Genomic DNA, 22636 nt, shown 5'->3' on the forward strand with positions numbered 1-22636 from the left:
GCCGTTTGCGTTCATGCGTCTGATGAACGCGCTCGGGTAAAAACCTGTTAGGCTCGGATCGGTCGAGTTCATACGTTCGATTCACACGCTTGAGTTCACACAAGGAGACGTTCGTGATCACCGTTCATCATCTAGAAAATTCGCGCTCACTACGCGTATTGTGGCTACTTGAGGAACTCGGCATCGACTATCAGGTCGTCGAGTATCGTCGCGATCCCAAGACCATGCTGGCGCCGCCCGAGCTCAGGAAGATACATCCGCTAGGCAAATCGCCGGTGATCACCGATGGTGAAATCACCGTCGCCGAATCCGGCGCGATCATCGATTACCTGATCGATGCCTACGATGCCCAGCACCAGTTGGTTCCGCCACGCGGCAGTGCCGAATATCGCCATTACCGCTACTGGCTGCACTATGCTGAAGGTTCGGCGATGCCGCCGCTGGTCATGAAGCTGATATTCTCGCGGCTCGGCAAACCGCCGGTGCCGGCGTTGATTCGTCCCATCGGCCGCATGCTCGGCGAAGGCGTAAGAACCAAGTTTCTCGACCCCCAGATTCGCCAGCATCTGGATTTCTGGGAGAGTGAACTCACGGCGTCGGCCTGGTTTGCTGGCGAGCAATTCACCGCCGCCGACATCCAGATGAGCTTTCCGCTGCTGGCGCTGGAGGCGCGTGGTGGCTTTGGCGACCGACCCCACGTCAAGGCTTGCCTGGCACGTATGCGTGAGCGACCGGCGTACCAGCGCGCGATGGAGAAGGGCGGCGAGTTCAGTCTGCCGGGGTAAGGCGTTAAACCTGCTTATCTGCCTGTACCGTTCGAGCCATGCCGCAATAGGGAGTGCATATCGATGAAACGAATCATGGGAATATTGTCGCTGGCCGTGATGGCATCGCCTGCCATGGCACAGACCATGCAATCGGCTCCAGATATTGACGAGCGAGTGCTGAGGATATTGAAAGCTGCGACAACGGTAGAGCCTATGGCGTTGCCGGCATCCGATCCATCAAGCGAAATCGAGCCACTGCAAGCCGAGCAAATCCAAGCGCAGCAGCCGGATAAGACGAGCAAGCCTCAGCCTGATTCGGGGCCGATACCGCAATCCTGCGCCGACCTTCGGGCCGAGATCGAGCGCAAGATTCGCGCTAACGACGTGCCTCGTTTCACCCTGGAAGTGGTTCCCACGCTAGAGGCCGAAAGCCTCGTCGCCTTGGCCGGTGATCGCCAAAACGACGCCGAGATCGTCGGTAGCTGCCACGCCGGTCGCTACAAGGTCATCTATCGGCGCGGGTGACGTCACCCGTGGGGAAACCATGCACGCAGCGCATAGAACGCGCGACCCAGCCATTCGTGCAGTGCCTGGGCGCTGTGGCGGAGGTGGTAGGCCTGCGGTATCCAGGCGGTCAGCCCCGGCGATGGCTGGCTGGCGAACTCGGTCGGCGCGGCAATGACGCTGAGCCCCGCACGGGTGAACTCGGGCGCTGCGCGGGGCAAATGCCAAGCCTGGGATACCAGCAATACGCGTTGTATGCCGTCGGCCTTCAATAGCGGGGCGCTGAATCGTGCATTCTCGGCGGTGGTGCGGCTGCGTGTTTCAATCCAGCGTGCCTCCAGTCCAAACACCTGACGCAGCGCCTTAGCCATCAAGGTCGCCTCTGCAAGCGCCTCATCATGCCCCCGACCGCCGGTTACCAGAATCGGCAATTCGGTGCGTCGCGCGAGCCAGGCACCATAGGCCAGACGACGCCAGGTCGCGTTGTTGGGGGCATCATTCCAGCCGAATTCCGGTGTGCCGTAATCGCGTCCGCCGCCCAGGATCACGATCGCTTCGGCGCGCGACAACTCCGCTGGCGTAGGCGGTGAATGGGGTTCCAGGCCCACGCGTAGCCAATAACTGGCCAGTGGCGTGGATAGCGCCAGTAACGTGACCAAGCCCAAGGCCACCAATCCGCCGCCCAACCAGCGCCAACGCCTGAACAGCATCAGCCCGACCACGACCAGCAATACGTTGACCAGTGGCGGCAACGCCAGGTATTTCAGTAGATGGATGGACATTCGTCGCTTTCAATCCTGGTATGTACGCGTATCGATAGTGGCTTTTTAACGCAATGATTAGCCAACGAACCTATCGCGATTCGCCACTCTTGGCTATCTTGAAACAGGTGATCAGACAGAACCTTCAAAAAGAACAATAACATACAGGGAGAGGCTGCAAAGGACACTACAAGGAGGGCTTATCATGAACGCTATTGTCGTGATGTTGCTGGGGTTGGCCGGGCTGGCGTTGGGCTATCTGTTCTACTCGAAATTCATCGCCGAAAAGATCTTTCGTCTCGACCCCGAGTTTCGCACTCCCGCCCATGAATTCGAAGATGGCACCGATTTCGTGCCAACCAACCGTTATGTGCTGTGGGGGCACCATTTCACGTCAGTTGCCGGTGCGGCGCCGATCGTTGGCCCGGCTATCGCGGTGATCTGGGGTTGGCTGCCGGCTTTCCTGTGGGTCATTCTGGGAACGGTGTTCTTCGCCGGCATTCACGATGCCGGAGCGATCTGGGCCAGTGTGCGCAATCGGGCGCGCTCGGTCGGGTCGCTGACCGGGGATGTCGTCGGTAAGCGTGCGCGTAGCATCTTCATGATCGTCATCTTCCTGTTGTTATTGATGGTCAACGCGGTTTTCGCCGTGGTCATCGCCGGCTTGATGATGGATTTCCCGAGTTCCGTGGTGCCAGTGTGGGGCGCGATTGCCGTTGCTCTGGTCATTGGTCAGTTGATATACCGGCGCAAGGCCAGCCTGATGCTGGTTTCGGTGATAGGGGTGGTCGCACTTTATGCCTTGATCGGCATTGGCCCCTCGATCCCCTTGCAAATGCCCGATGTGGTCATGGGGGTGCCGGGCAATGCGCTATGGATTCTGATTCTGTTCGGCTATGCGGCGGCTGCTTCGTTGTTGCCGGTGTGGATGTTGCTGCAGCCGCGCGACTACATCAACGGCCTGCAGTTGTTCATCGGTCTGATCATTCTTTACGCGGCGGTGCTGTTTTCCAATCCGACGATATTGGCGCCGATGTTCAACACCAATCTACCGGCGGGTACGCCATCGATGATTCCCCTGTTGTTTGTGACTATCGCCTGTGGCGCGATCTCCGGTTTCCATGGGTTGGTGTCGTCGGGCACGTCATCCAAGCAACTCGACAAGGAAACCGACGTGCGTTTCGTCGGCTATTTCGGTGCCGTGGGGGAGGGCATGCTGGCCTTGGCGGCGATTCTTACGGCGACCGCGGGGTTCGCCAGCTTCGGCGACTGGCAGGCCATGTATAGCGCCTTCGGACAGGGCGGGGTGAATGCCTTCGTCGAGGGTGGCGCCTACATCATCAGCAACGGTATCGGTTTGCCGGAGACGACCGCGGCGACCTTGTTGACGGTAATGGCGGCGCTGTTCGCCGGCACCACCATGGATACCGGCCTGCGCCTGCAGCGTTATATCTTCCAGGAGTGGGGGGAGATCTATCATCAGGAGTGGCTGAAGAAACCGGCCATCGCGACCTTGCTGGCGGTGGGCTCCTGCTTGATTCTGGCCTTCGGCGCTGGGGGTGCCGATGGCTCCGGCGGGATGATCATATGGCCGCTGTTCGGGACCACCAATCAATTGCTGGCCGGCCTGACCCTGCTGGTGGTCACCGTGATGCTAGTCCGCCTGGGACGTCCTATGTGGTACACCCTGGCGCCGCTGATCTTCGTCGTGGTGATGACTCTCTGGGCATTGTTGTCTCAGTTGCGCAGTTTCTACGAGCAAGGCAATTACTTCCTGCTGGTGCTCGATATCGTGGTGTTGATTGCCTCGATCCTGGTCGCTCTGGAATGTGCCTCGGCACTTAAACGCCTGCGTGGCGAAGCGAGCAAGCCGTCATGAACGTCAGAATGGAAGAGATCAGGGCCTGGCTGAGCCAGGCCCGCTACTTCGCCGAAGAGGCTTACTCGGTGCGTTATCGCGGTGCCATCGCCCGTGCGCGGCGCGACGAAGACGACCTGTTCATGCTGCTGGTGTTCTCGGAAATGATGGGCGTGCCCAATCCGGCGGCCTATTACACCCTGGAATTGCAGCCGCTGATGCTGGAGCGCTTTCACGAGTGGCACCTGCGGATGGGCATGGAGCGCTCGCCGTTGGACCATTTCGGTTGTTGCTGAGGGACTATGCAGAATCTTCTTGACCACCGCCTGCTATGGGTAGGCGGCAAGGGTGGCGTGGGCAAGACCACGGTGGCGGCGGCGCTCGGCGTACTGGCGGCGCGCCGTGGACGGCGTGTGCTGGTGGTTTCCACCGACCCGGCGCATAGCCTGGGCGATGTCTTCGAGCGGGAACTCAATGATGCACCGCGCCGCTTGCTGCCAGGCCTCGATGCGCTGGAAATCGACCCCGATGCCGAGGTCGATGCGCATCTCAAGCGTGTCATCCAGCAGATGCGCCGCTATGCCGCGCCGGAGATGATGACTGAGCTTGAGCGACAGATGCGCCTGACCCGCCAGTCGCCGGGCACCCAGGAGGCCGCGCTGCTCGAGCGCCTGGCCCGACTGATGACCGAGGACGACGGCCGCTACGAGCTGATCGTCTTCGATACCGCGCCCACCGGCCATACCCTGCGCCTGTTGACGTTGCCCGAAGCCATGGCCGCCTGGACCGATGGGCTATTGGCACACAATCGCAAATCCGAGGAGCTGGGCAAGGTGCTCAAGCACTTGACGCCCAAGCGTGGTCGCGATGTCGATACGCCCTTCGACAATCCCGAGCATGATGGCCTCGACGAACTGGATGCGCGCACCCGCGACGTCGCCCAGACGCTGCTCGACCGCCGGCGGTTGTTTCACCGGGCGCGACGGCGCATCGAGAACCCCGACGAGAGCGTGTTCCTGTTCGTGATGACTCCCGAACGACTGCCGATACTCGAGACGGCGCGAGCCGTGGCGGCGCTGGAGGCCGCGCATATCCCGATAGCCGGCGCGCTGGTCAATCGGGTGATCCCGGATGACGCCGATGGCGACTTTCTGCGCCGGCGTCGCGAGCAGGAGGCGGTTTATCTGGCGCGTATCGACGCCGAGCTGGAGCATCTGCCGCGCCCACGCCTGCCGCTACTGGCTACCGATGTGCAAGGCATTGAAGTTCTCGAGGAGTTGGCGAATCGGTTGCAGGAGCTGGGCTTCTAGGCCCGAACTATCAAGACAGTTCGGTCTTGTCCGGATACTCGCATAGATCCTCGATCACGCAGCTACCGCAGCGCGGCTTGCGCGCCACGCAGGTATAGCGGCCATGCAGGATCAGCCAGTGGTGGGCGTCCTTGAGAAATTCCTTGGGGACATGACGCATCAGCTTGTTCTCGACCTCGAGCACGTTCTTGCCCGGCGCGATGCGGGTACGGTTGGCGACGCGAAAGATGTGCGTATCCACCGCCATGGTCGAGTGGCCGAAGGCGGTATTGAGAATCACGTTGGCGGTCTTGCGGCCCACGCCGGGCAGGGCTTCCAGTTCGGCGCGAGTCTGTGGAACCTCGCCAGCGTGCCGCTCGATCAGCAGGTGGCAGGTCTTCATCAGGTTCTCGGCCTTGGTGTTGTAAAGGCCGATGGTCTTGATGTGCTCCTTGAGGCCGTCGATACCCAGCTCGACGATCGCCTCGGGGGTATTGGCGACCGGAAACAACCGCGCCATGGCCTTGTTGACTCCCACATCGGTGGCCTGGGCCGAGAGCAGCACGGCGGTCAGCAGCTCGAACGGACTGGTCCAGTTGAGCTCGGTGGTCGGCTCGGGCGTGTGCTCGCGCAGTCGTGCGAATATCTCAAAACGTTTTTGGGCGTTCATCGCGTCCTATCTTATCGTTCCGGTGACCCTGACTCGCCGGCTGTGTTGCGGCTGGCCGGTCTGGCTTGTTCGACGGCGCCGCTCCAGGCGATCGTCGATGACGTTCTTGGCGGCGATCAACAGTCCGGCGGCGAAGAAGGCGCCGGGCGGCAGTACCAGAAACAGGAAACTGTAATCGGCGAATAGCGTGATTTGCCAGTCGGCGGCGATGGGGCCGAGTAGCAATTCCATGTCGGCCAGTAGCGTGCCTTGACCGAACAGTTCGCGAATCGCTCCCAGTACCACCAGCACCGCGGCGAAGCCAAGGCCCATCATCAGCCCGTCGGTGGCAGCGGGCAATAGCGGATTCTTGGCGGCGAAGGCATCGACACGGCCGAGAATCGCGCAGTTGGTGACGATCAGCGGGATGAAGATACCCAGGATCTGATAAAGCCGAAAAGCATAGGCTTGCATCACCAGTTCGGCACAGGTCACGAAGGCGGCGATGATCATCACGAAGACCGGCAGGCGGACCGTGTCCGGCACATGATGGCGAATCAACGAGACCGAGACATTGGCGCCGACCATCACCAGCAGCGTGGCCAGACCCAGGCCGAGCGCGTTGACCACCGTGCTGGTAACGGCCAATAGCGGACACAACCCCAGTAGTTGCACCAATGCCGGGTTGTTCGACCATAGGCCATTCTTCGTTAGTTCATTGAACTGGCTCATGGGTCGTCTCCTTCCGGCTCGCCCAGCAATATTGCTCGGTTGGCAGCGAAGTATTCCAGGCTGCGCCTGATCGTGCCGATCACTGCGCGCGGTGTGATGGTCGCGCCGGTGAAGGCATCGAACGCGCCGCCGTCCTTCTTCACGGCCCACTGATCGATGGGTGGGTCGTCAAGCGACAACCCGGCAAACTGGGTGATCCAGTCGCTCTTGCGCACCTCGATCTTGTCGCCCAGCCCCGGTGTTTCCTTATGCGCCAACACGCGCACGCCGGTCAATTCGCCCCCGGCGTCGATTCCCACCAGCAGTGAAATATCGCCGCTATAGCCATCATGGGCGATCACCGGGAGGATGACTGCCTGGATTCTTCCATTCTTGCGCGCCCGCCAGGCGGTGAACTCGCTGGGTTGGCCCAGGGCTTCGGCGGCGGGCAGGGTGATGGCGTGATCGAGCAGATCACCGTCGTGCATCGCCTCGGGCACCACCTGGCCCAGCGCCTGGTGCTGGCTGGCCAAGCGGTTGTCGGCGATGTGCCCGGCCGTCAGGGAGTGCGTCACCGCGACGATACCGACGGTAACCACGGCAAACAGTCCCAGCCCGATGGCGCCGCGCGCCATGCTGCGTGTCAGCTCGCTCACTGCGCACCCTCATCGTCGTCGATTCGTTTTACCTTGATGCCGCGATTGGGCCGGCTGTGGCCGTAGGTGCGCGGCTGGGTGTAGTAATCGATGAACGGCACGGCGAAGTTCATCAACAGCACGGCGAAGGCCACGGCGTCCGGGTAGGTGCCCAGCGAGCGAATGACCATCACCAGCACGCCGATGCCGGCACCGTAATAGAGCTTGCCCTTGCGGCTGGTGGCGGCGCTGACCGGATCGGTGGCGATGAAAAAAGCGCCGAAGATCGCCGCGCCGCCGAGCAGGTGAAACAGCGGGCCGGCATGATGGCTGGGATCGCTGGCCATCATTAGCGTAGCAATCAGCACCATGGCGCCGAGCATGCTGAGCGGGATATGCCAGCTGATGATGCGCTTGAACAGCAGCAGCGCACCACCGGCCAGCCAGGCCAGCGCGGCACTATGCCAGGCATTCAATGTGCCGGGCGGCAGTGGTTCGCCGGCCCAGAACTCGCTGGCGAGAACCGCTTGGGGTTTATGCTTGAAGGCATCCAGCGGCGTGGCGCCGGTCATGGCGTCGGCGGGGCTAGCCAAGCCAAGAAAATACCCCAGCGACTCGCCCAGGGAACTCGCATCGGGACCGAACAGGCCATGCGGCGCAGCCCATTGGGTCATCGGCACGGGAAAGGCGATCAGCAGCAACGCATAGCCGACCATGGCCGGATTGAACGGGTTATGCCCCAGGCCGCCGAACAACTGCTTAGCGACGACGATGGCCGCGACCATGCCGACCAGGATCAGCCACCAGGGCGCGAAGGGCGGCAGCGATACACCGAGCAACACGCCGCTGACCAGCGCGCTGTTGTCGCGCAGCGTCAATCCCAACGGGCGCGAGCGTAGGCGTAGCACCAGTGCCTCCAGCGCCACGCCGGCCCCAGCGGCAGACAGCACGTTGATCAGGGTGCCCCAACCGAAAAACCAGGCCTGCGTGGCGATGCCCGGCAGGGTGGCGAGTAGCACCCAACGCATGACCTGGCCGGTGGAGGTCGCGGCGCGAGCTTGCGGTGAGCTGGCGTGCATCAGGCTCATCGTGGTTGTGTATCCTGATCGTTCGTGGCGGTGCCTTGAACTTGGGCCTGGGCCGCCGCTAGCCGCGCATCGGTCGCTTGAAGGTTCTCGCGCGCGGTGGCGAGCTGGGTTTCCAAATCGTCGAGATCGGTCGCTCCGCTCTGGCCGGGCTCGCTGACGCGGGCCAGGGTTTTCTCGGCCTTCTTGACCGCGGCCCTGGCGGCGGCCTGGGCGATTCTTAGTTTCTTGATCTGGGCCTGAAGGTCATCGCCGGCTGGTTGGCTGGTCGCGGGGGGCGGTTTTTTAAGCTGCCGACTGCGCGCCTGGCGCTTGGCCTGTTTCTCGGCTTCCTCGCGAGCCAGGCGGGCCTGGCGAAACTCGAAACGATGGCGGGCATGCTCGGCTCTGTGCGCTTCGTGCTCGCGGGCGTGAATCTCATTCTTGCTGGCGCGATAATACTGTACCAGCGGAATATGGCTGGGGCAGACATAGGCACAGGCCTCGCATTCGATGCAGTCGAACAGGTTGAACAATTCGGCCTTGTCGTGCTCGCGGCCCTTGCTGAACCAGTAAAGTTGTTGGGGTAGCAACGAGGCCGGGCAGGCGGTTTCGCAGGCGCCGCAGCGAATGCAGGGCTGCTCCGGGGGCGTCGGGGGCAATTCCTCGGAAGTCGCCGCAATCAGGCAGTTGCCGGTCTTGACCAGGGGCAGGGCGGTGCTGTCCAGCGTAACGCCCATCATCGGCCCGCCCATGATCAGCTTCGCGAGCCGCTCGGGTTGCAAGCCGGCGAAAGCCAGCAGCTCGTGCATCGGCGTGCCGATGCGTGCCTCGACGTTGCCGGGCCGCGCCAGCGCCTCGCCGGTCAGGGTGACGATTCGCGAGATCAGCGGCTCGCCGTCGCGTACCGCGCGCAGTGCCGCCAACAGGGTACCGGGATTGTGACAGAGCACGCCGACATCCGCCGGTAGACCGAGCGAAGGTACTTCGCGGTTGGTAAGCAACTGCACCAGTTGCCTTTCGCCGCCACTGGGGTAGCGGGTCGCGACCTCCTTGAGGGTAACGAGTAGCATGCCATCATCAGGTTGGTTCTTCAGTACCTGACGCAGCGCGCCGATGGCCTCGGGCTTGTTGTCCTCGATACCGACCAGGATGCGCTCGGCACCGGCGAGCCGGGCGAACAGCCGGGCGCCTTCGATGATGTCATTGGCGTAGGTGCGCAGCGCCATATCATCGGCGGTGATGTACGGCTCGCATTCGGCGGCATTGACGATCAGCGTGTCGATCGCGTGGCGCTGACGTACCTGGGCTTTCACGGCGCTGGGAAATCCCGCGCCGCCCAGGCCGACCACGCCGGATTCGCGCAATCGCGCGATCAGGGTAGCATCGTCGCTGGAGCGCCAGTCGAGTGGCGGCATACGAAGCCATTCGTCTTTTTGCTTTAACTCGCCGTGGCCCTCGTCGGCATTGCCGGATTCGCCATCGATCACGATACATAACGCACGACATTCACCCACCGCCGCCGAAGGGTGCGGCACGGGGTGTTCCTCGATGGCGCTGACGATGCCGGTGATGCTGGCATGCACATTGGCCGAGATCATGCCTTGGGCGCGGGCGATCACCTCGCCGGTACGCACCCGCTGGCCGACGTTGACCAGAGGCTCGGCGGGCGCGCCGATATGCTGTGTCAGCGGTAGCATCACGCGACGTGGCAACGGCGCCCGCACCAGCGGCGCGCGGGTGGAAAGCGCCTTGCGCTCGGGCGGATGAATACCGCCGGGGAAGCTCGCCTTAGCCATACACGCTGGCCCCGCTGATATGGCCAATGGGCTGGCGGTCGCTAACGATCAGAGCGTCTTGCCTGGGGCGCGGCAGCATATCGATGCAATCCACCGGGCAGGGCTCGATGCAAAGATCGCAGCCGGTGCATTCATCGATGATTACGGTATGCATGAACTTGGCGGCGCCGAGAATGGCATCCACCGGGCAGGCCTGGATGCACTTGGTGCAACCGATGCATTCATCTTCACGGATGTATGCGACCAGGGGCTCGGCCTGGGTGTCGCCATCCAAGGGTTTGACATCGCGTCCCAGCAGATCGGCCAGCGCGATAATCGTCGCCTCGCCGCCCGGCGGACACTTGTTGATCTCGTCGCCCTGGCTGATTGCCTCGGCATAAGGCTTACACCCGGGGTAGCCGCACTGGCCGCACTGCGTCTGCGGTAGCAGGTCGTCGATCCGCTCGACCACCGGGTCGCCCTCGACCTTGAAGTACCGGCCGGCAAAACCGAGCAACGCACCGAACACCGCCGCCATGCCCAGCAGGGCGGCGATGGCCAGGAGAATATCGGTAAGCGGGTCAAGCATGCGGATTCCAAGAATTCAAATTTGCACCAGACCGGTAAAGCCCATGAACGCCAGCGACATCAAGCTGGCGGTGATCATGGCGATCGCCGCGCCGCGAAACGGTTTGGGCACATCGGCTATGGCCAGGCGTTCGCGCATTGCCGCGAACAGTATCAACACCAGGGAGAAACCAACGGCGGCGCCGAAGCCGAACAGCGTGGCTTCCATGAAGCTCGACTGGCGGTTCAGCGATAGCAGCGCGACGCCGAGCACCGCGCAGTTGGTGGTGATCAGCGGCAGGAAGATGCCGAGCACCTGATAAAGCAGCGGGCTGGTCTTTCTGACCATCATCTCGGTGAATTGCACGACCACCGCGATGACCATGATAAAGGCGATGGTGCGCAGGTACTCGAGCCCCAGCGGAGCGAGCAGGTAATGAAACGTCAGGTAGCTGGCGATCGACGATAGCGTCAGCACGAAGGTGGTGGCCAGCGCCATGCCCATCGCCGATTCCAGCTTGTTGGACACGCCCATGAACGGGCACAGCCCAAGGAACTGCACCAGCACGAAGTTGTTGACCAGGACGGTGCTCACCAGAATCAGAAAGTATTCGGTCATGACGGCCAGTCGAGTCGGCGCCCGGCGCTGCGCTTGCTAGCGAGAGCCGCGACAGGTGCGGATCAGGCCGGCATTATACGCCGTTAGACCCGGACCAGCATACCGCCGCAGCCGCACCGGGGTCATTCGGGCAGGGCATTGAGCGCATCCTGGCCGACACGATTGCGCCCGGCCTGCTTGGCACGATACAGGGCGCTGTCGGCGGCGCGGATCAAGGAGTCCGCACCGCGCGGGTGGCTCGGCGTGGAGAGTGCCAGGCCGATGCTGATCGTGACCACCGAGCCCGACGGCGAGGCGGCATGTGGCAACGCCAACCGTTCTATGGTGCCGCGCAGGCTTTCGGCCTGCTTGATGCCAGCTTCGCGGGTGGTCGCCGGCAGAATGATGCTGAACTCCTCACCACCGGTGCGTGCCGCCAGTTGATCGTGCAGGGTGAACTGCTGGCGCATCGCCTCGGCGATGCTGCATAGGCAAGCGTCGCCGGCCGGATGGCCGTAGTGGTCGTTGTAGGTCTTGAAGTTGTCGATATCGACCATCAACAGGGCTACCGGCCAGCCCCCGTTTCTTGCGGCGTCGAGCGCATTGCCCAGGTGTTCGTCGAACAGGCGTCGATTGGCCAGGCCAGTGAGCGGGTCGCGCTGCGATAGCTCGATCAGGGTCGAGGTCCTGCGCTGCTGGTAATCGATGAGATGCTGGAACTCCCTGGCGAGCATGCCGATCTCGTCACGCCGGGCCAGCAAGGCCGGTGGTGTATCGCTGGCATTGCTGCCGCGTTTCTGCAGATGTTGGGTGAAGGTGGCGAACTGGCGCAGCGGCGCGAGAACCATGCGCTCCAACAAGATTAGTACTACCACGACGACCACGACCAGCAGGCCGATAGTCCAGTACAGCGCGAAGCGAAACGTCTCGATGCTGGCCTTGAAGCTCTGGCGGGGCAGCGTGGCTTGCATTTCGAGATGATAACCCTGCGGCGCGGCTTCGATGGCGCGGGTCGCGATCATGGTCTGCGAGTTCTCGCGTTCGATGGTCGGATTCGGCAATCGGCCCGGAGTTTCGATGGCACTCAGTGCCAGTTCGATTCCGGTGCCTTCCTTGAGCCGCGCGAGCCAGTCGCCATCGATGATACGGATCATCGCCAACCAGCCTCTCGCTGGCCCGCTACCGTCGCTCTTGACGATAGGCCAAACGCTCACCATCGAACGCTCTGGATAGGCTTGCAACCAAGCCTGGGTGTCTTCGTCGATTCCCTCGGCGATGTGTTTTTGCAGCGTTGCCACGGCCGGTGCCGCCCATGAGCAATCGTCGCTGAGTCCGGAGCAAGAAGTATAAGCCCCTTCATCGGGCTCGAGCCCGGTAATCCAATATGGCGTACCATCGGATTCGAGAAAAATTATCACGCGCAGATTGGCGTCATCGAAGACCAGCGCATCATCCAGATTGGACGCCAAATAACCCGATTGCGCGTTTTGCATGAAAATATAGCTGTCATCCCAAGTCGCCCAATCCTTGTTGATCAGGCTCAAATGATGCAGCTCATTGTCGATGGCACGCCGTGCGCGATCGAGTTCGGCGACGGCGAACTCGTTCTCCTTGGCGATCAGGGCGGGAATGACCAACTGCTGAGCGATGATTCCCAGCGCCACGAGGGCTAGCAGCAGAACCATGCCCAGGGCCAGGAAGAAGCGATAACGTAGGGAAGCCAGGATTCGGGTCATTTGAAATCGTTATCACGGTGAATGGCGTGCAGGAGCGAGCGGTTCGCCACGTCGATAACCCGTTTATCGGCCGCGGTGCGCTAAAGTTGAATCGGATTTTCACAGGGAGGGTGTGGAAAGGGCAGGAAAAGCCTGTTGCCAATGAACCCATGAGCGTGGCGGATTGCCCGACACGCTCATGATGCAACGATCGGGTTACGTCACACGCTGGCCCGGCTCGGCGCCGCTGTGCGGCTCGAGCAGGTAGATGCCGTTGCCGTCACCGGCGGCGAGCACCATGCCCTCGGAGACGCCGAAGCGCATCTTGCGCGGAGCGAGGTTGGCGACCATCACCGTCAGGTGGCCTTCCAGCGCTTCCGGCGCGTAGGCCGAGCGGATGCCGGAGAATACCGTGCGCGTCTCGCCGCCCAAATCGAGCGTCAGCTTGAGCAGCTTGTCGGCACCCTCGACATACTCCGCCTTGGCGATGCGCACGATGCGCAGGTCGACCTTGGTGAAATCGTCGAAGCCGATTTCATCAGCAATGGGGTTGTCCGCCAACGGACCCTTCGCGGTTTCCTTCAATTTCTTTTCCTCCGCCAGGTCTTCCTTGGAAGCCTCGATCATCTGGTCGATCTTGTCGCGCTCGATGCGCGTCATCAGCGGCTTGAACTTGTTGATGACGTGGCCGTTGAGCGCAGCGTGGCGAGACTGCCAATCGAGACTGTCGAGATTGAGGAAGGCCTGGGCATCGCGAGCCATCTTCGGCACCACTGGCGCCAGATAGACCATCAATTGGCGGAACAGGTCGATGCCCACCGAGCAGATATCCAGCACCTCCTGCTCGCGGCCTTGCTGCTTGGCCAGCACCCAGGGCTCCTTGTCGGCGATATAGGTATTGGCCTCGTCGGCGAGTTCCATGATCTTGCGCATCGCGCGGCCGAATTCGCGTGCCTCATAGTCATCGGCGATGGCCTCGCCGGCGGCGACAAAGCGGGCCACCAGTTCGGGCTCCGCGCATGAATCGGCGAGCTTGCCATCGCCGAGCTTCTTGATGAAACCGGCGCAGCGGCTGGCGATATTGACGACCTTGCCGACCAGATCGGCGTTCACGCGATAGGCGAAGTCCTCGAGGTTGAGATCGAGATCGTCGACACCCGATGTCAGCTTGGCGGCGAAGTAATAGCGCAGGTACTCGGGGTTCAGGTACTCGGCGTAGGTCTCGGCCTTGATGAAGGTGCCGCGCGACTTGGACATCTTGGCGCCGTTGACGGTGACGAAGCCGTGGCAATTGACCCCGCTGGGCGTGCGCAGCCCGGCGCCTTCGAGCATGGCCGGCCAGAACAGCGCGTGGAAGTAGACGATGTCCTTGCCGATGAAGTGATAGATCTCGGCCTCGGAATCCTTCTTCCAGTAGCTGTCGAAGTCGATGCCCTCGCGGTCGCACAGGTTCTGGAAACTGGCCAGGTAGCCGATCGGCGCGTCCAGCCAGACATAGAAGTACTTGCCCGGCGCATCGGGAATCTCGAAACCGAAGTAGGGCGCATCGCGCGAGATATCCCACTCGTTCAGGCCGGACTCGAACCACTCCTGCAACTTGTTGGCGATCTGTGGCTGAACGTGACCGGGGTGGACCCAGCCTTTCAGGAACTCGGCGAAATCGGGCAGCTTGAAGAAGTAGTGGGTCGAACTGCGTACCTCCGGCGTGGCGCCGGAAATCGCCGACACCGGATCGATCAACTCCGCCGGGGTATAGGTCGCGCCGCACGCCTCGCAGTTGTCGCCGTACTGATCCGGCGTCTTGCATTTCGGGCAGGTGCCCTTGATGAAACGGTCGGCCAGGAACAGCCCCTTCACCGGATCGTACATCTGCTCGATATCGCGGGTCGCGATGTGCCCGGCATCGCGCAGCGCGGTGTAGATGCGCTCGCTGTGGATGCGATTCTCTTCGGAATGCGTGGAGTGGTAGTTATCGAACGCCACCCCGAAGCGCGCAAAATCGGCCTGGTGCTCCTTCGAAACCCGCTCGATCAACTGCTCGGAGGTGATGCCCTCCATCTCGGCGCGCAGCATGATCGCCGTGCCATGGGCATCGTCGGCACATACGTAATGGCACGCGTTGCCACGGCTCTTCTGGAAGCGCACCCAGATATCGGTCTGGATGTATTCCAGCAGGTGGCCCAGGTGGATCGAGCCGTTGGCGTAGGGCAGGGCACTGGTAACCAGGATTTTGCGCGGGGCGTTGGCGGTAGTCGGCATGGTGGCTCTGTGACTGTTCGAAAACGAGGAATTCGGGCGTCAGCTAGGACGAAAGAGCGATTGTAGCCCGCTTGGCGGCTGGCTGCATCCGCTCCAAGGTTTGAGCATCTGCGTGAGAAGGGACGTTCCCGCGATGCCAGCAAACGAAAACGCGGTTTTTCACCTCGCCAAGGGCAACCGTGACCATCTTGATTCTGGTGTGGAGCTGTCCAACCTGCCGCTATTTTCGGCACAAAATGCGGCGATTATTCCATGATTTCAGTTTTTATGAGTCCGGGGTTTTTAATTTTTAACCGAGGCAGGTGAAAGGGTGAATTTCATGCTTGAGAAGAAAGCCATTTGCTAGGGTTGCTTTAATTTTTAGATGGGCTATGGTCGGTGTCATGAGAGTTAATCCTATGGGTGGCACAATGTGGTTTTTAGTCTGTAGGAATATGAGGAATACTACCTTTCCGGTTTAAGCCGGGGATTTAATGCCCCGGCAGCCCAGCATATCCTGTTTGTCAATGATCTATTGTTGTGAGGCGATAAATTGGCTCGCAAGTTTTCCTTGTTTGTCAAAAAAACATGCCAGTATTTATTGTGGCGAGGTATGACAAGTCACTTCTTTACCGGCGGCCCGCTGGCCTATCTGAATTGGCTTGGGGGGAGCGAGGCTCTCTCTAGCGGTTTGGAGATTGGCGGCGGGGTCGTTAAAGACATGGAGATGAGCGTTAGAGTGCTTGAGTTGAGTACCGGGAACAAGCTATCGCTTAAGCTTTGCCATCCTAACGATGCAGACCCTGGAAATGGCTCTGTATCCATACTTACCCCTTTGGGTTCGGCACTTATGAATGCCAATTCTGGCGATTTGGTGGATGTGGTGATATTGAGCTTTTCATGTAAGTTCAAAATGTTGTAATTGTTCGCATATGCTAGGTTGATTTACACAGGAGCACCGAAATGAGTAAGGGTAAGGAAAAAAAGAGTCCTGAAAAAACATTGAAGCAAAAACGTCTCGAAAAGCGCAATAAAAAAGAGCAGGACAGCATGGATATAAGCGCTACTGTCAGAAAGCGGAAACCAGTCTCGTCATGATGGGAGCTATGGCTAAACGTTCAGTGTCAGCATGTAAGCCTAGCACTACACTCAAGATAACCTGAGTTTCATGCATACAGGCTACATTTAGCGGTGGGTTCAAAGCAACGCCAGCAAGCTGGCGTTGCTTTATCACTTCAGACGCTATTCCTCGTAGTACGTCGCTGCAGCCTCATCTACTCATCAAGCCCAAAGGACACAACACAATTGGTTTCACCACCACGAAGACGACTAATTCGATGAGGGGCTCGTGGTGAGCTGAATCAGGTAGGCATCGGTGTTGCCTGGAGAACACCCCTGTAACCCCACCCAGCGACATCCCCATCCACACCCAGTAACATTCCACGCTGAATCAGGTGCTCGAGAGGCAGCGGTGGAACAAAACCAGGGCTTTGTGCTTACCCGCCATTGGCGGGACACGCCCGCCGGCACGCAAGTCGAGTTCTGGCTGGCGACGGATGCCGGCGCGCGTTACGTGCGCCTGCCGGTTCAGACTTCGGTGGCGTTTATCCCCGCCGAGCAGCGCCAACGCGCCGAGCCGCTATTGCGTGGCGAATCGGGTGTCGAACTGCGGCCGCTGGAGCTGTGCGATTTCCACCACCGCTCGGTGCTGGGTCTCTATTGCCATCAACATCGCCAGTTGATGAACCTGGAGCGGCGCTTGAATGATGCAGGCGTCGAGGTTTACGAGGCCGACATTCGCCCGCCGGAGCGCTATCTGATGGAGCGCTTTATCACCGCGCCGGTGGTGTTCACGGGGCAGGAAACGCCGGACGGCACGCTGATCGACGCGCAGCTAAAACCCGCGCCGGCCTATCGTCCGCGACTCAAGTTGGTCTCGCTGGATATCGAAACCAGCGAACGCGGCGAGCTTTATTCCATCGCGCTGGAAGGCTGCGGCGAGCGTCAGGTGTATATGCTGGGGCAGGCCAATGATGAAAGCAGCCAGGTCGATCCTCCCCTCGACTTTTCCCTCGAGTATTGCGACAGCCGCGAGGCGTTGCTGGCGTGTCTGAACGATTGGATCGCGCGGCATGACCCGGATGCGATCATCGGCTGGAACGTCGTGCAATTCGACCTGCGTATTTTGCAGCGCCACGCCGAGCAGTTTGGCGTGGCGCTGTTGTTGGGGCGGGGCGGCGAGCCGATGGAGTTACGCGCCCATGGCGGCAATCCCAACCACTTCTTCGCCTCGGCCCCCGGGCGGCTGATCATCGACGGCATCGAGGCGTTGCGTTCGGCGACCTGGAGTTTCGAGTCGTTCAGCCTGGAAAACGTCGCCCAAACGCTGTTGGGCGAGGGCAAGGCGATCAACAACCCCTACCAGCGCATGGACGACATCAACCGCATGTTCGCCGAGGACAAACCGGCGCTGGCCCGCTACAACCTCAAGGACTGCGAGCTGGTCACACGAGTCTTCGCGCATACCGAGCTAATCAACTTCCTGCTCGAGCGTGCCACCGTCACCGGCCTGCCCGCCGACCGTAGCGGCGGCTCGGTGGCGGCGTTCTCGCATCTTTACCTGCCGCGCATGCATCGACTGGGTTTCGTCGCGCCCAACCTCTATGGGCGTCAGGGCGAGGATAGCCCTGGCGGTTTCGTGATGGACTCGCGCCCCGGCCTCTACGACTCGGTACTAGTGCTGGATTTCAAGAGCCTGTACCCCTCGATCATACGCAGCTTCCTGATCGACCCGGTAGGGCTGGTCGAAGGACTGCGCGAGCCCGACGACGCCCATTCGGTGCCGGGCTTTATCGGCGCGCGTTTCTCGCGCACGTGCCATGCGCTACCCGATATGGTGGCGCGAGTGTGGCAGGGCCGCGAGGCCGCCAAGCGCGAGGGCAACGCGCCGCTTTCCCAGGCGTTGAAGATCATCATGAACTCCTTCTACGGCGTGCTGGGCTCCAGGGGTTGCCGTTTCTTCGATCCGCGTCTGGCATCGTCGATCACCATGCGTGGCCACGCGATCATGCGCCGTACTCGTGAGCTGATCGAGGAAGAGGGTTATACCGTTATCTATGGCGATACCGATTCGACCTTCGTGTGGCTGGGGCGGGTGCATGAGCAGGACGAGGCGGCGCGGATCGGCCAGCACCTGATTCGGCATGTCAACGACTGGTGGCGCGAGCATCTTCGCCAGGAATACGACCTGGAGAGTGCGCTGGAGCTACAGTTCGAAACGCATTTTCGACGCTTTCTGATGCCGACCATCCGCGGCGCGGAGGCGGGCAGCAAGAAGCGCTACGCCGGTCTCGTGAAAGAGGCGGGCGGCGGCGAGCGGCTGGTGTTCAAGGGGTTGGAGACGGTACGCGCCGACTGGACGCCGCTGGCCAAGGTGTTTCAGCAGGAACTCTATCGACGCATCTTCGTGGGCGAGCCGCACCGCGACTATGTGCGCGATTATGTGCAGCGCACGCTCGCCGGCGAATTCGACGAGCGGCTGATCTATCGCAAGCGGCTGCGCCGCAAGCTCGGTGAATATCAGCGCAACGTGCCGCCCCATGTGCGCGCGGCACGCATGGCCGACGAGTACAACGCCCAACTGGGCCGGCCGCGCCAATATCAGAACGGCGGCTGGATCAGCTACGTGATCACGCTGGCGGGGCCGGAGCCGCTGGAAACGCGCCGCTCGGCCATCGATTATGACCACTATCTGACGCGTCAGCTACAGCCGGTGGCCGATGCGATCCTGCCGTTCGTTGGCGACGACTTCGAGGCGCTGGTCGATCGGCAGTTGGGGCTATTTTGAACCTAGAACCCCACCTGCTGTAAAAACCTCGGCAACGCCGTGGGGTCGAGCAATACCGTGATCGCCACCCCACCAATCGCTCCACCCAGGTGCGCTTCGTGCGCCAATCCGCCGACCTGGTTCGTGCCTCGATTGCGCATCGCGATCATCGAGATCGCGACGAAGCCGACAGCGAAGACGATGGCTGGGATGGGGATGGCGAAGAACAGGTAAAGCATCTCAAAGGGCGCGTAGAGGCAGAACGCGAACAGCACGCCGGTGATCGCGCCGGAGGCGCCGACGGCCGAATAGCGGGCGTTGCCGCGCTGAATGACGAGCGACAGCCCGTGCGCGGCGAGTTCGGAGCCGAAATACAGGATCAAATAGCCGATCGGGCCAAGCACGTACTCCATTAGCGGCCCGAAGAAGTACAGGGTGAGCATGTTGACCAGTAAATGCGTGCCATCGACATGCACGAACCCGGCGGTGATCAGACGATGGATCTCGCCATGGCGCAGGATACGCTGGGGCCGAAAGGCCAGGCTGCCGATGAGCCGGGGGCGGCGATACAGTACATAAAGGCTGACGACGACATTGGCGATGAGCAGTGCCAGGGTGATCGGCGTTTGGGTCAGGTCGAGCATTCGAGGTCTCCGCTGCGTATGGCGGTATAGTGTCAGATCGCGCGTGCAACCGACATCGCGGGAAAGACGCAAGCGGGTGGAAACACTTGTCAGAACGCCGCCGCGCCGTCAGGATTCGCAGTCTCTTTCACGAACACAGGAAACTGCACCATGACCCAGGCAACTGCGCGCCATATTCTGGTGGATAGCGAAGCGAAGTGTGAGCAACTCAAGGCCGAGATCGAGGGCGGCAAGGACTTCGCCGAAGTGGCCAAGCAGCACTCATCCTGCCCGTCGGGCCGTAACGGCGGCGACTTGGGTTCGTTCGGCCCGGGCCAGATGGTGCCGGAGTTCGACAAGGTCGTATTCAGTGGCGACCTGAACACCGTGCATGGTCCGGTGAAGACGCAGTTCGGTTATCACCTGCTGGAAATCACCAGCCGCTCGTAATCTTCGATCTGGTCCAAGAAGCCACGGCGGGCTTGCCCCGCCGTGGCTTCTTGCGTTTCTGACGCACCGAATAAGAATGCCGAACGGACGGTGCTCCACCAACCCGAAAGTTGCACAGTATCGGAAAAAAGGACCATGCTGAGGTCGTGATGTTGTTGATTGATTTCTGATAGTCGTTCGCTAATCAGCCAAACGGTTGGTATCGGCAAATAGCCAGAAGCTTGCGCACTATAACAATCAGAGGGAGATCGCCAGATGGAACAACTAGCGAAACGCCTTGGGCTACGCACGGATCCGACCATCTTTTTTGTGGCGGCTGGATGCATGATCGTGTTCCTGATAGCGCTGCTCGTGGCGCCCGAGCAGATTCGCGATTTCTTCGCCGCTGGCCGGACGTGGGTGGTCACCAACCTTGGCTGGTTCTTCATCATGGGGGTGAACGTCTGGCTGCTTTTTCTGATATGGATAGCGCTCAGTAAGTACGGTCGAATTCGCCTGGGCGGTCAGGATGCCAGGCCCGAGTTCGGCAATCTCTCGTGGTTCACCATGCTGTTTGCCGGCGGCATCGGCACCGTATTGATGTTCTGGGGCGTAGCCGAGCCCATCTCCCATTTCTCCAACCCGCCCTACGACGATGTCGAGCCCTACTCGGTAGAAGCTTCGCGGGATGCGATGGGTTTTGCGATCTACCATCTGGGGCTGCACACATGGACCATCTTTACCCTGCCGGGGCTGGCTTTCGCCTATTTCATCTACCGCTATGACCTGCCGGTGCGCGTGAGTTCGGTGTTCTATCCGCTACTGCACGACCGGATCTACGGCCCGATCGGTAAGACCATCGATATCTTCGCGGTGCTTGGCACGTTGTTTGGGGTGGCGGTGTCGATTGGGCTGGGCACGTCCCAGATCAACGCGGGACTGACGGAGTTGACCGGTGTTTCCGATTCGGTCACTACCAAGCTGGTCATCATTATCCTGCTTACCTCCGTCGCCGTTTCGTCGATCGTGGCAGGCCTCGACAAGGGCGTGAAGCTGCTGTCCAACATCAATATCGGCATGGCCGTTGGCCTGATGATCTTTGTGCTGGTGACCGGTTCGACGGTTTTCCTGCTGAGGGGAATCATCGAGACAGTGGCGATTTACGGTTCCAACATCGTGCCGATGGCGTTCTGGAACGACATGCTCGCCGAATATACCCAGCAGGAAGGAGGCTGGGGCTGGCAGGGGAACTGGACAGTCTTCTACTGGGCCTGGACCGTGACTTGGTCGCCGTTCATCGGCATTTTCGTTGCGCGTATCTCGAAAGGACGCACCATCCGGGAGTTTGTGATCGGTGTGCTCGGCGCGCCATCGGCGTTCACGCTGGTCTGGTTCGCGATCTTCGGCTGGTCCGCGATGGAGATCGACGGCATCGGTGACGCCACGCGCGAGGCCATGGGCGCCCAGGCCGGCGCACTGTCGGCCGCCGTGGCGGAAAGCGTGCCGCTGGCGATGTTCGCGTTCTTCGAAAGCTTCCCCTTCACGACTTTTCTGCAGGGCTTTGGGGTTCTCATCGTGGCGATCTTCTTCGCCACCTCGTCGGACTCCGCTTCGCTCGTCGTCGACATGCTGTGCACCGGCGACCACGACCCCGGCCCCGCGCGTCAGCGAGTGTTCTGGGGCGTGTCCGAAGGTCTGGTGGCCGCCATGCTCATCGTGCTGGCGGGCGAAGCCGGGCTGAACGCGCTGCAGCAGGTGATAACGGTGCTCGGCCTGCCGATCTTCATCATGGTGTTCGCGATGGTCTTTGCGTTGCTGCGCGGCCTGACGAGCGAGAATATCCCAAAGCGCCGCGTCGGTGAGCCGCCCGACGTCGAGGAACTGTAGGAGACCGCGCCAGCCACGAAATTCAATCCGGTGGGAAGGATGGCCACACCAATGGGATTACCCCGTCTTGCCCATCGGAGCGTAACGGCGGTGATTTGCAGAGAAGCCACGTCAGGATTACTTCGGCGTGGCTTCTTGCGTTTCTGGCCGTGGGTGGCCTGGTAGGTAATGCTCGCGAAATATACGTCAGCGTGGTATCGATGCGCTAATCCGTTTCCATAGGAATTGCTTATGTTTTTCACGTTATTGTTGGCGACATTCGTGATTGCGGCGGTGGTGTCGGCCGGTGTGATCAAGCTGTTCGATAAACCGGTGGGTAAAATACTCAGGCGTATCATCAAGGACGATATCAGTAGCGCCTGGCACCGTTATATTACCTTCGCCGGTTTCGTGGTCGGCATTTCAGGCGGTGTGCGAATCTACGATCTGGAGCGCTATATCAGCGCGCCGCACAAGGGTACCGAGTTGTTGGTGCTCAATGCCGAGCGCTGGACCTTGGAAATCTATCGAACCGTCATCGAGACGCTACAGAGCATTGCCTGGATGTATCTGCTGGTGTTCGTTTTCGCGTTGGTTGCGTATGTGATCGTCAAGGGGTTCGAGTTGAAACGCGGCGCATCGGACAAATAAGTTTTCCTGCAAATTGTCGAAGCCCCTATGCACGCCTGTTCTACACTACGAGGTAAGTGTCTGTAACAACAATAACCACGACCGCGGGCAACCCGGAGAGGGCGCGT

At 60.8% G+C, this 22636-nt stretch carries 23 protein-coding genes; 12 read left to right on the plus strand and 11 right to left on the minus strand.

Annotation, left to right across the window (positions count from 1 at the left end; genetic code table 11):
* Positions 1–113 precede the first annotated feature (113 nt).
* Together BLR92_RS01805 and BLR92_RS01810 are read left to right on the plus strand one after the other, a co-directional pair.
* Positions 114–785: a glutathione S-transferase family protein gene (locus tag BLR92_RS01805; RefSeq protein WP_089724925.1), complete on the plus strand. Its 672-nt coding sequence runs from the start codon at positions 114–116 to the stop codon at positions 783–785.
* Positions 786–848: 63 nt separating this feature from the next.
* Positions 849–1292: a DUF1161 domain-containing protein gene (locus BLR92_RS01810; RefSeq protein WP_089724926.1), complete on the plus strand. Its 444-nt coding sequence runs from the start codon at positions 849–851 to the stop codon at positions 1290–1292.
* Between the two features lie 2 nt (positions 1293–1294).
* Here BLR92_RS01810 and BLR92_RS01815 read toward each other — a convergent pair whose 3' ends face one another.
* Positions 1295–2053 carry a YdcF family protein gene (locus BLR92_RS01815; RefSeq protein WP_089724928.1) on the minus strand — a complete coding sequence of 253 codons (759 nt, stop codon included), beginning with the start codon at positions 2051–2053 and terminating at the stop codon, positions 1295–1297.
* Positions 2054–2237: 184 nt separating this feature from the next.
* Here BLR92_RS01815 and BLR92_RS01820 point away from each other — a divergent pair, with 184 nt between their 5' ends.
* The 3 genes from BLR92_RS01820 to BLR92_RS01830 are packed head-to-tail and all read left to right on the plus strand — an operon-like array spanning position 2238 to position 5200.
* Positions 2238–3911, plus strand: coding sequence for a carbon starvation CstA family protein (locus BLR92_RS01820; RefSeq protein ID WP_089724930.1), 1674 nt, complete (start codon positions 2238–2240; stop codon positions 3909–3911).
* A gap of 8 nt (positions 3912–3919) precedes the next feature.
* The gene (locus BLR92_RS01825; RefSeq protein ID WP_370659219.1) at positions 3920–4186 is read left to right on the plus strand and encodes a cory-CC-star protein; all 267 of its coding nucleotides are present in this window, start codon (positions 3920–3922) and stop codon (positions 4184–4186) included.
* A 6-nt stretch (positions 4187–4192) separates the two neighbouring features.
* Complete coding sequence (locus BLR92_RS01830) at positions 4193–5200, plus strand: ArsA family ATPase (protein ID WP_089724934.1); 1008 nt, start codon at positions 4193–4195, stop codon at positions 5198–5200.
* Between the two features lie 10 nt (positions 5201–5210).
* Here the strand turns inward: BLR92_RS01830 and nth are convergent, their stop codons facing one another.
* From nth to metG, 9 genes are all read right to left on the minus strand, one after another.
* The gene (gene nth, locus BLR92_RS01835) at positions 5211–5849 is read right to left on the minus strand and encodes an endonuclease III (protein ID WP_089724936.1); all 639 of its coding nucleotides are present in this window, start codon (positions 5847–5849) and stop codon (positions 5211–5213) included.
* 6 nt (positions 5850–5855) lie between these two features.
* Positions 5856–6560: an electron transport complex subunit E gene (locus tag BLR92_RS01840; RefSeq protein ID WP_089724938.1), complete on the minus strand. Its 705-nt coding sequence runs from the start codon at positions 6558–6560 to the stop codon at positions 5856–5858.
* Positions 6557–7195: an electron transport complex subunit RsxG gene (gene rsxG / locus BLR92_RS01845; RefSeq protein ID WP_089724940.1), complete on the minus strand. Its 639-nt coding sequence runs from the start codon at positions 7193–7195 to the stop codon at positions 6557–6559. Before rsxG ends, BLR92_RS01840 begins: the two co-directional genes overlap by 4 nt.
* A complete protein-coding gene (locus BLR92_RS01850; protein ID WP_089724942.1) occupies positions 7192–8262 on the minus strand; it encodes an RnfABCDGE type electron transport complex subunit D in 1071 nt (356 codons plus the stop codon). Before BLR92_RS01850 ends, rsxG begins: the two co-directional genes overlap by 4 nt.
* Positions 8259–10037, minus strand: coding sequence for an electron transport complex subunit RsxC (gene rsxC, locus BLR92_RS01855; protein WP_089724944.1), 1779 nt, complete (start codon positions 10035–10037; stop codon positions 8259–8261). Before rsxC ends, BLR92_RS01850 begins: the two co-directional genes overlap by 4 nt.
* On the minus strand, positions 10030–10605 hold the full coding sequence (gene rsxB, locus BLR92_RS01860) for an electron transport complex subunit RsxB (protein WP_089724946.1): 576 nt from the start codon (positions 10603–10605) through the stop codon (positions 10030–10032). The genes rsxC and rsxB overlap by 8 nt, the downstream gene beginning before the upstream one ends.
* Before the next feature lie 15 nt (positions 10606–10620).
* The gene (gene rsxA, locus BLR92_RS01865; protein WP_089724948.1) at positions 10621–11202 is read right to left on the minus strand and encodes an electron transport complex subunit RsxA; all 582 of its coding nucleotides are present in this window, start codon (positions 11200–11202) and stop codon (positions 10621–10623) included.
* Positions 11203–11324: 122 nt separating this feature from the next.
* The gene (locus tag BLR92_RS01870) at positions 11325–12917 is read right to left on the minus strand and encodes a GGDEF domain-containing protein (protein WP_089724950.1); all 1593 of its coding nucleotides are present in this window, start codon (positions 12915–12917) and stop codon (positions 11325–11327) included.
* 195 nt (positions 12918–13112) lie between these two features.
* Positions 13113–15155 carry a methionine--tRNA ligase gene (metG, locus tag BLR92_RS01875; RefSeq protein ID WP_089724952.1) on the minus strand — a complete coding sequence of 681 codons (2043 nt, stop codon included), beginning with the start codon at positions 15153–15155 and terminating at the stop codon, positions 13113–13115.
* Between the two features lie 133 nt (positions 15156–15288).
* Here metG and BLR92_RS20050 point away from each other — a divergent pair, with 133 nt between their 5' ends.
* From BLR92_RS20050 to BLR92_RS01885, 4 genes are all read left to right on the plus strand, one after another.
* Positions 15289–15411, plus strand: coding sequence for a hypothetical protein (locus BLR92_RS20050; RefSeq protein ID WP_281242870.1), 123 nt, complete (start codon positions 15289–15291; stop codon positions 15409–15411).
* 276 nt (positions 15412–15687) lie between these two features.
* The gene (locus tag BLR92_RS01880; RefSeq protein WP_139171562.1) at positions 15688–16056 is read left to right on the plus strand and encodes a GreA/GreB family elongation factor; all 369 of its coding nucleotides are present in this window, start codon (positions 15688–15690) and stop codon (positions 16054–16056) included.
* Between the two features lie 41 nt (positions 16057–16097).
* Positions 16098–16232, plus strand: coding sequence for a hypothetical protein (locus BLR92_RS20055; RefSeq protein WP_281242871.1), 135 nt, complete (start codon positions 16098–16100; stop codon positions 16230–16232).
* A 373-nt stretch (positions 16233–16605) separates the two neighbouring features.
* Positions 16606–18981 carry a DNA polymerase II gene (locus BLR92_RS01885; protein ID WP_089724957.1) on the plus strand — a complete coding sequence of 792 codons (2376 nt, stop codon included), beginning with the start codon at positions 16606–16608 and terminating at the stop codon, positions 18979–18981.
* A 2-nt stretch (positions 18982–18983) separates the two neighbouring features.
* Here BLR92_RS01885 and BLR92_RS01890 read toward each other — a convergent pair whose 3' ends face one another.
* Positions 18984–19604 carry a rhomboid family intramembrane serine protease gene (locus BLR92_RS01890; RefSeq protein ID WP_089724958.1) on the minus strand — a complete coding sequence of 207 codons (621 nt, stop codon included), beginning with the start codon at positions 19602–19604 and terminating at the stop codon, positions 18984–18986.
* A gap of 150 nt (positions 19605–19754) precedes the next feature.
* Between BLR92_RS01890 and BLR92_RS01895 the strand changes: the two genes are divergently transcribed.
* The 3 genes from BLR92_RS01895 to BLR92_RS01905 all read left to right on the plus strand — a co-directional run bounded on the left by BLR92_RS01895 (position 19755) and on the right by BLR92_RS01905 (position 22529).
* Complete coding sequence (locus BLR92_RS01895) at positions 19755–20033, plus strand: peptidylprolyl isomerase (protein WP_089724960.1); 279 nt, start codon at positions 19755–19757, stop codon at positions 20031–20033.
* Positions 20034–20288: 255 nt separating this feature from the next.
* Positions 20289–21899 carry a BCCT family transporter gene (locus tag BLR92_RS01900; RefSeq protein WP_089724962.1) on the plus strand — a complete coding sequence of 537 codons (1611 nt, stop codon included), beginning with the start codon at positions 20289–20291 and terminating at the stop codon, positions 21897–21899.
* Positions 21900–22130: 231 nt separating this feature from the next.
* Positions 22131–22529: a hypothetical protein gene (locus BLR92_RS01905; RefSeq protein WP_089724963.1), complete on the plus strand. Its 399-nt coding sequence runs from the start codon at positions 22131–22133 to the stop codon at positions 22527–22529.
* Positions 22530–22636: the final 107 nt, after the last annotated feature.

The organism is Modicisalibacter muralis (assembly GCF_900102945.1).
GTDB classification, from domain to species: Bacteria; Pseudomonadota; Gammaproteobacteria; order Pseudomonadales; family Halomonadaceae; genus Modicisalibacter; species Modicisalibacter muralis.

Bases quoted from the DNA above. Each gene is read 5' to 3' on its own strand.
- BLR92_RS01810 (WP_089724926.1), top strand. From the start codon at position 849: ATGAAACGAATCATGGGAATATTGTCGCTGGCCGTGATGGCATCGCCT.
- BLR92_RS01815 (WP_089724928.1), bottom strand. From the start codon at position 2,053: ATGTCCATCCATCTACTGAAATACCTGGCGTTGCCGCCACTGGTCAAC.
- BLR92_RS01820 (WP_089724930.1), top strand. From the start codon at position 2,238: ATGAACGCTATTGTCGTGATGTTGCTGGGGTTGGCCGGGCTGGCGTTG.
- BLR92_RS01825 (WP_370659219.1), top strand. From the start codon at position 3,920: ATGGAAGAGATCAGGGCCTGGCTGAGCCAGGCCCGCTACTTCGCCGAA.
- BLR92_RS01830 (WP_089724934.1), top strand. From the start codon at position 4,193: ATGCAGAATCTTCTTGACCACCGCCTGCTATGGGTAGGCGGCAAGGGT.
- nth (WP_089724936.1), bottom strand. From the start codon at position 5,849: ATGAACGCCCAAAAACGTTTTGAGATATTCGCACGACTGCGCGAGCAC.
- BLR92_RS01840 (WP_089724938.1), bottom strand. From the start codon at position 6,560: ATGAGCCAGTTCAATGAACTAACGAAGAATGGCCTATGGTCGAACAAC.
- BLR92_RS01850 (WP_089724942.1), bottom strand. From the start codon at position 8,262: ATGAGCCTGATGCACGCCAGCTCACCGCAAGCTCGCGCCGCGACCTCC.
- rsxC (WP_089724944.1), bottom strand. From the start codon at position 10,037: ATGGCTAAGGCGAGCTTCCCCGGCGGTATTCATCCGCCCGAGCGCAAG.
- rsxB (WP_089724946.1), bottom strand. From the start codon at position 10,605: ATGCTTGACCCGCTTACCGATATTCTCCTGGCCATCGCCGCCCTGCTG.
- rsxA (WP_089724948.1), bottom strand. From the start codon at position 11,202: ATGACCGAATACTTTCTGATTCTGGTGAGCACCGTCCTGGTCAACAAC.
- BLR92_RS01870 (WP_089724950.1), bottom strand. From the start codon at position 12,917: ATGACCCGAATCCTGGCTTCCCTACGTTATCGCTTCTTCCTGGCCCTG.
- metG (WP_089724952.1), bottom strand. From the start codon at position 15,155: ATGCCGACTACCGCCAACGCCCCGCGCAAAATCCTGGTTACCAGTGCC.
- BLR92_RS20050 (WP_281242870.1), top strand. From the start codon at position 15,289: ATGCCAGCAAACGAAAACGCGGTTTTTCACCTCGCCAAGGGCAACCGT.
- BLR92_RS20055 (WP_281242871.1), top strand. From the start codon at position 16,098: ATGAGTAAGGGTAAGGAAAAAAAGAGTCCTGAAAAAACATTGAAGCAA.
- BLR92_RS01890 (WP_089724958.1), bottom strand. From the start codon at position 19,604: ATGCTCGACCTGACCCAAACGCCGATCACCCTGGCACTGCTCATCGCC.
- BLR92_RS01895 (WP_089724960.1), top strand. From the start codon at position 19,755: ATGACCCAGGCAACTGCGCGCCATATTCTGGTGGATAGCGAAGCGAAG.
- BLR92_RS01900 (WP_089724962.1), top strand. From the start codon at position 20,289: ATGGAACAACTAGCGAAACGCCTTGGGCTACGCACGGATCCGACCATC.
- BLR92_RS01905 (WP_089724963.1), top strand. From the start codon at position 22,131: ATGTTTTTCACGTTATTGTTGGCGACATTCGTGATTGCGGCGGTGGTG.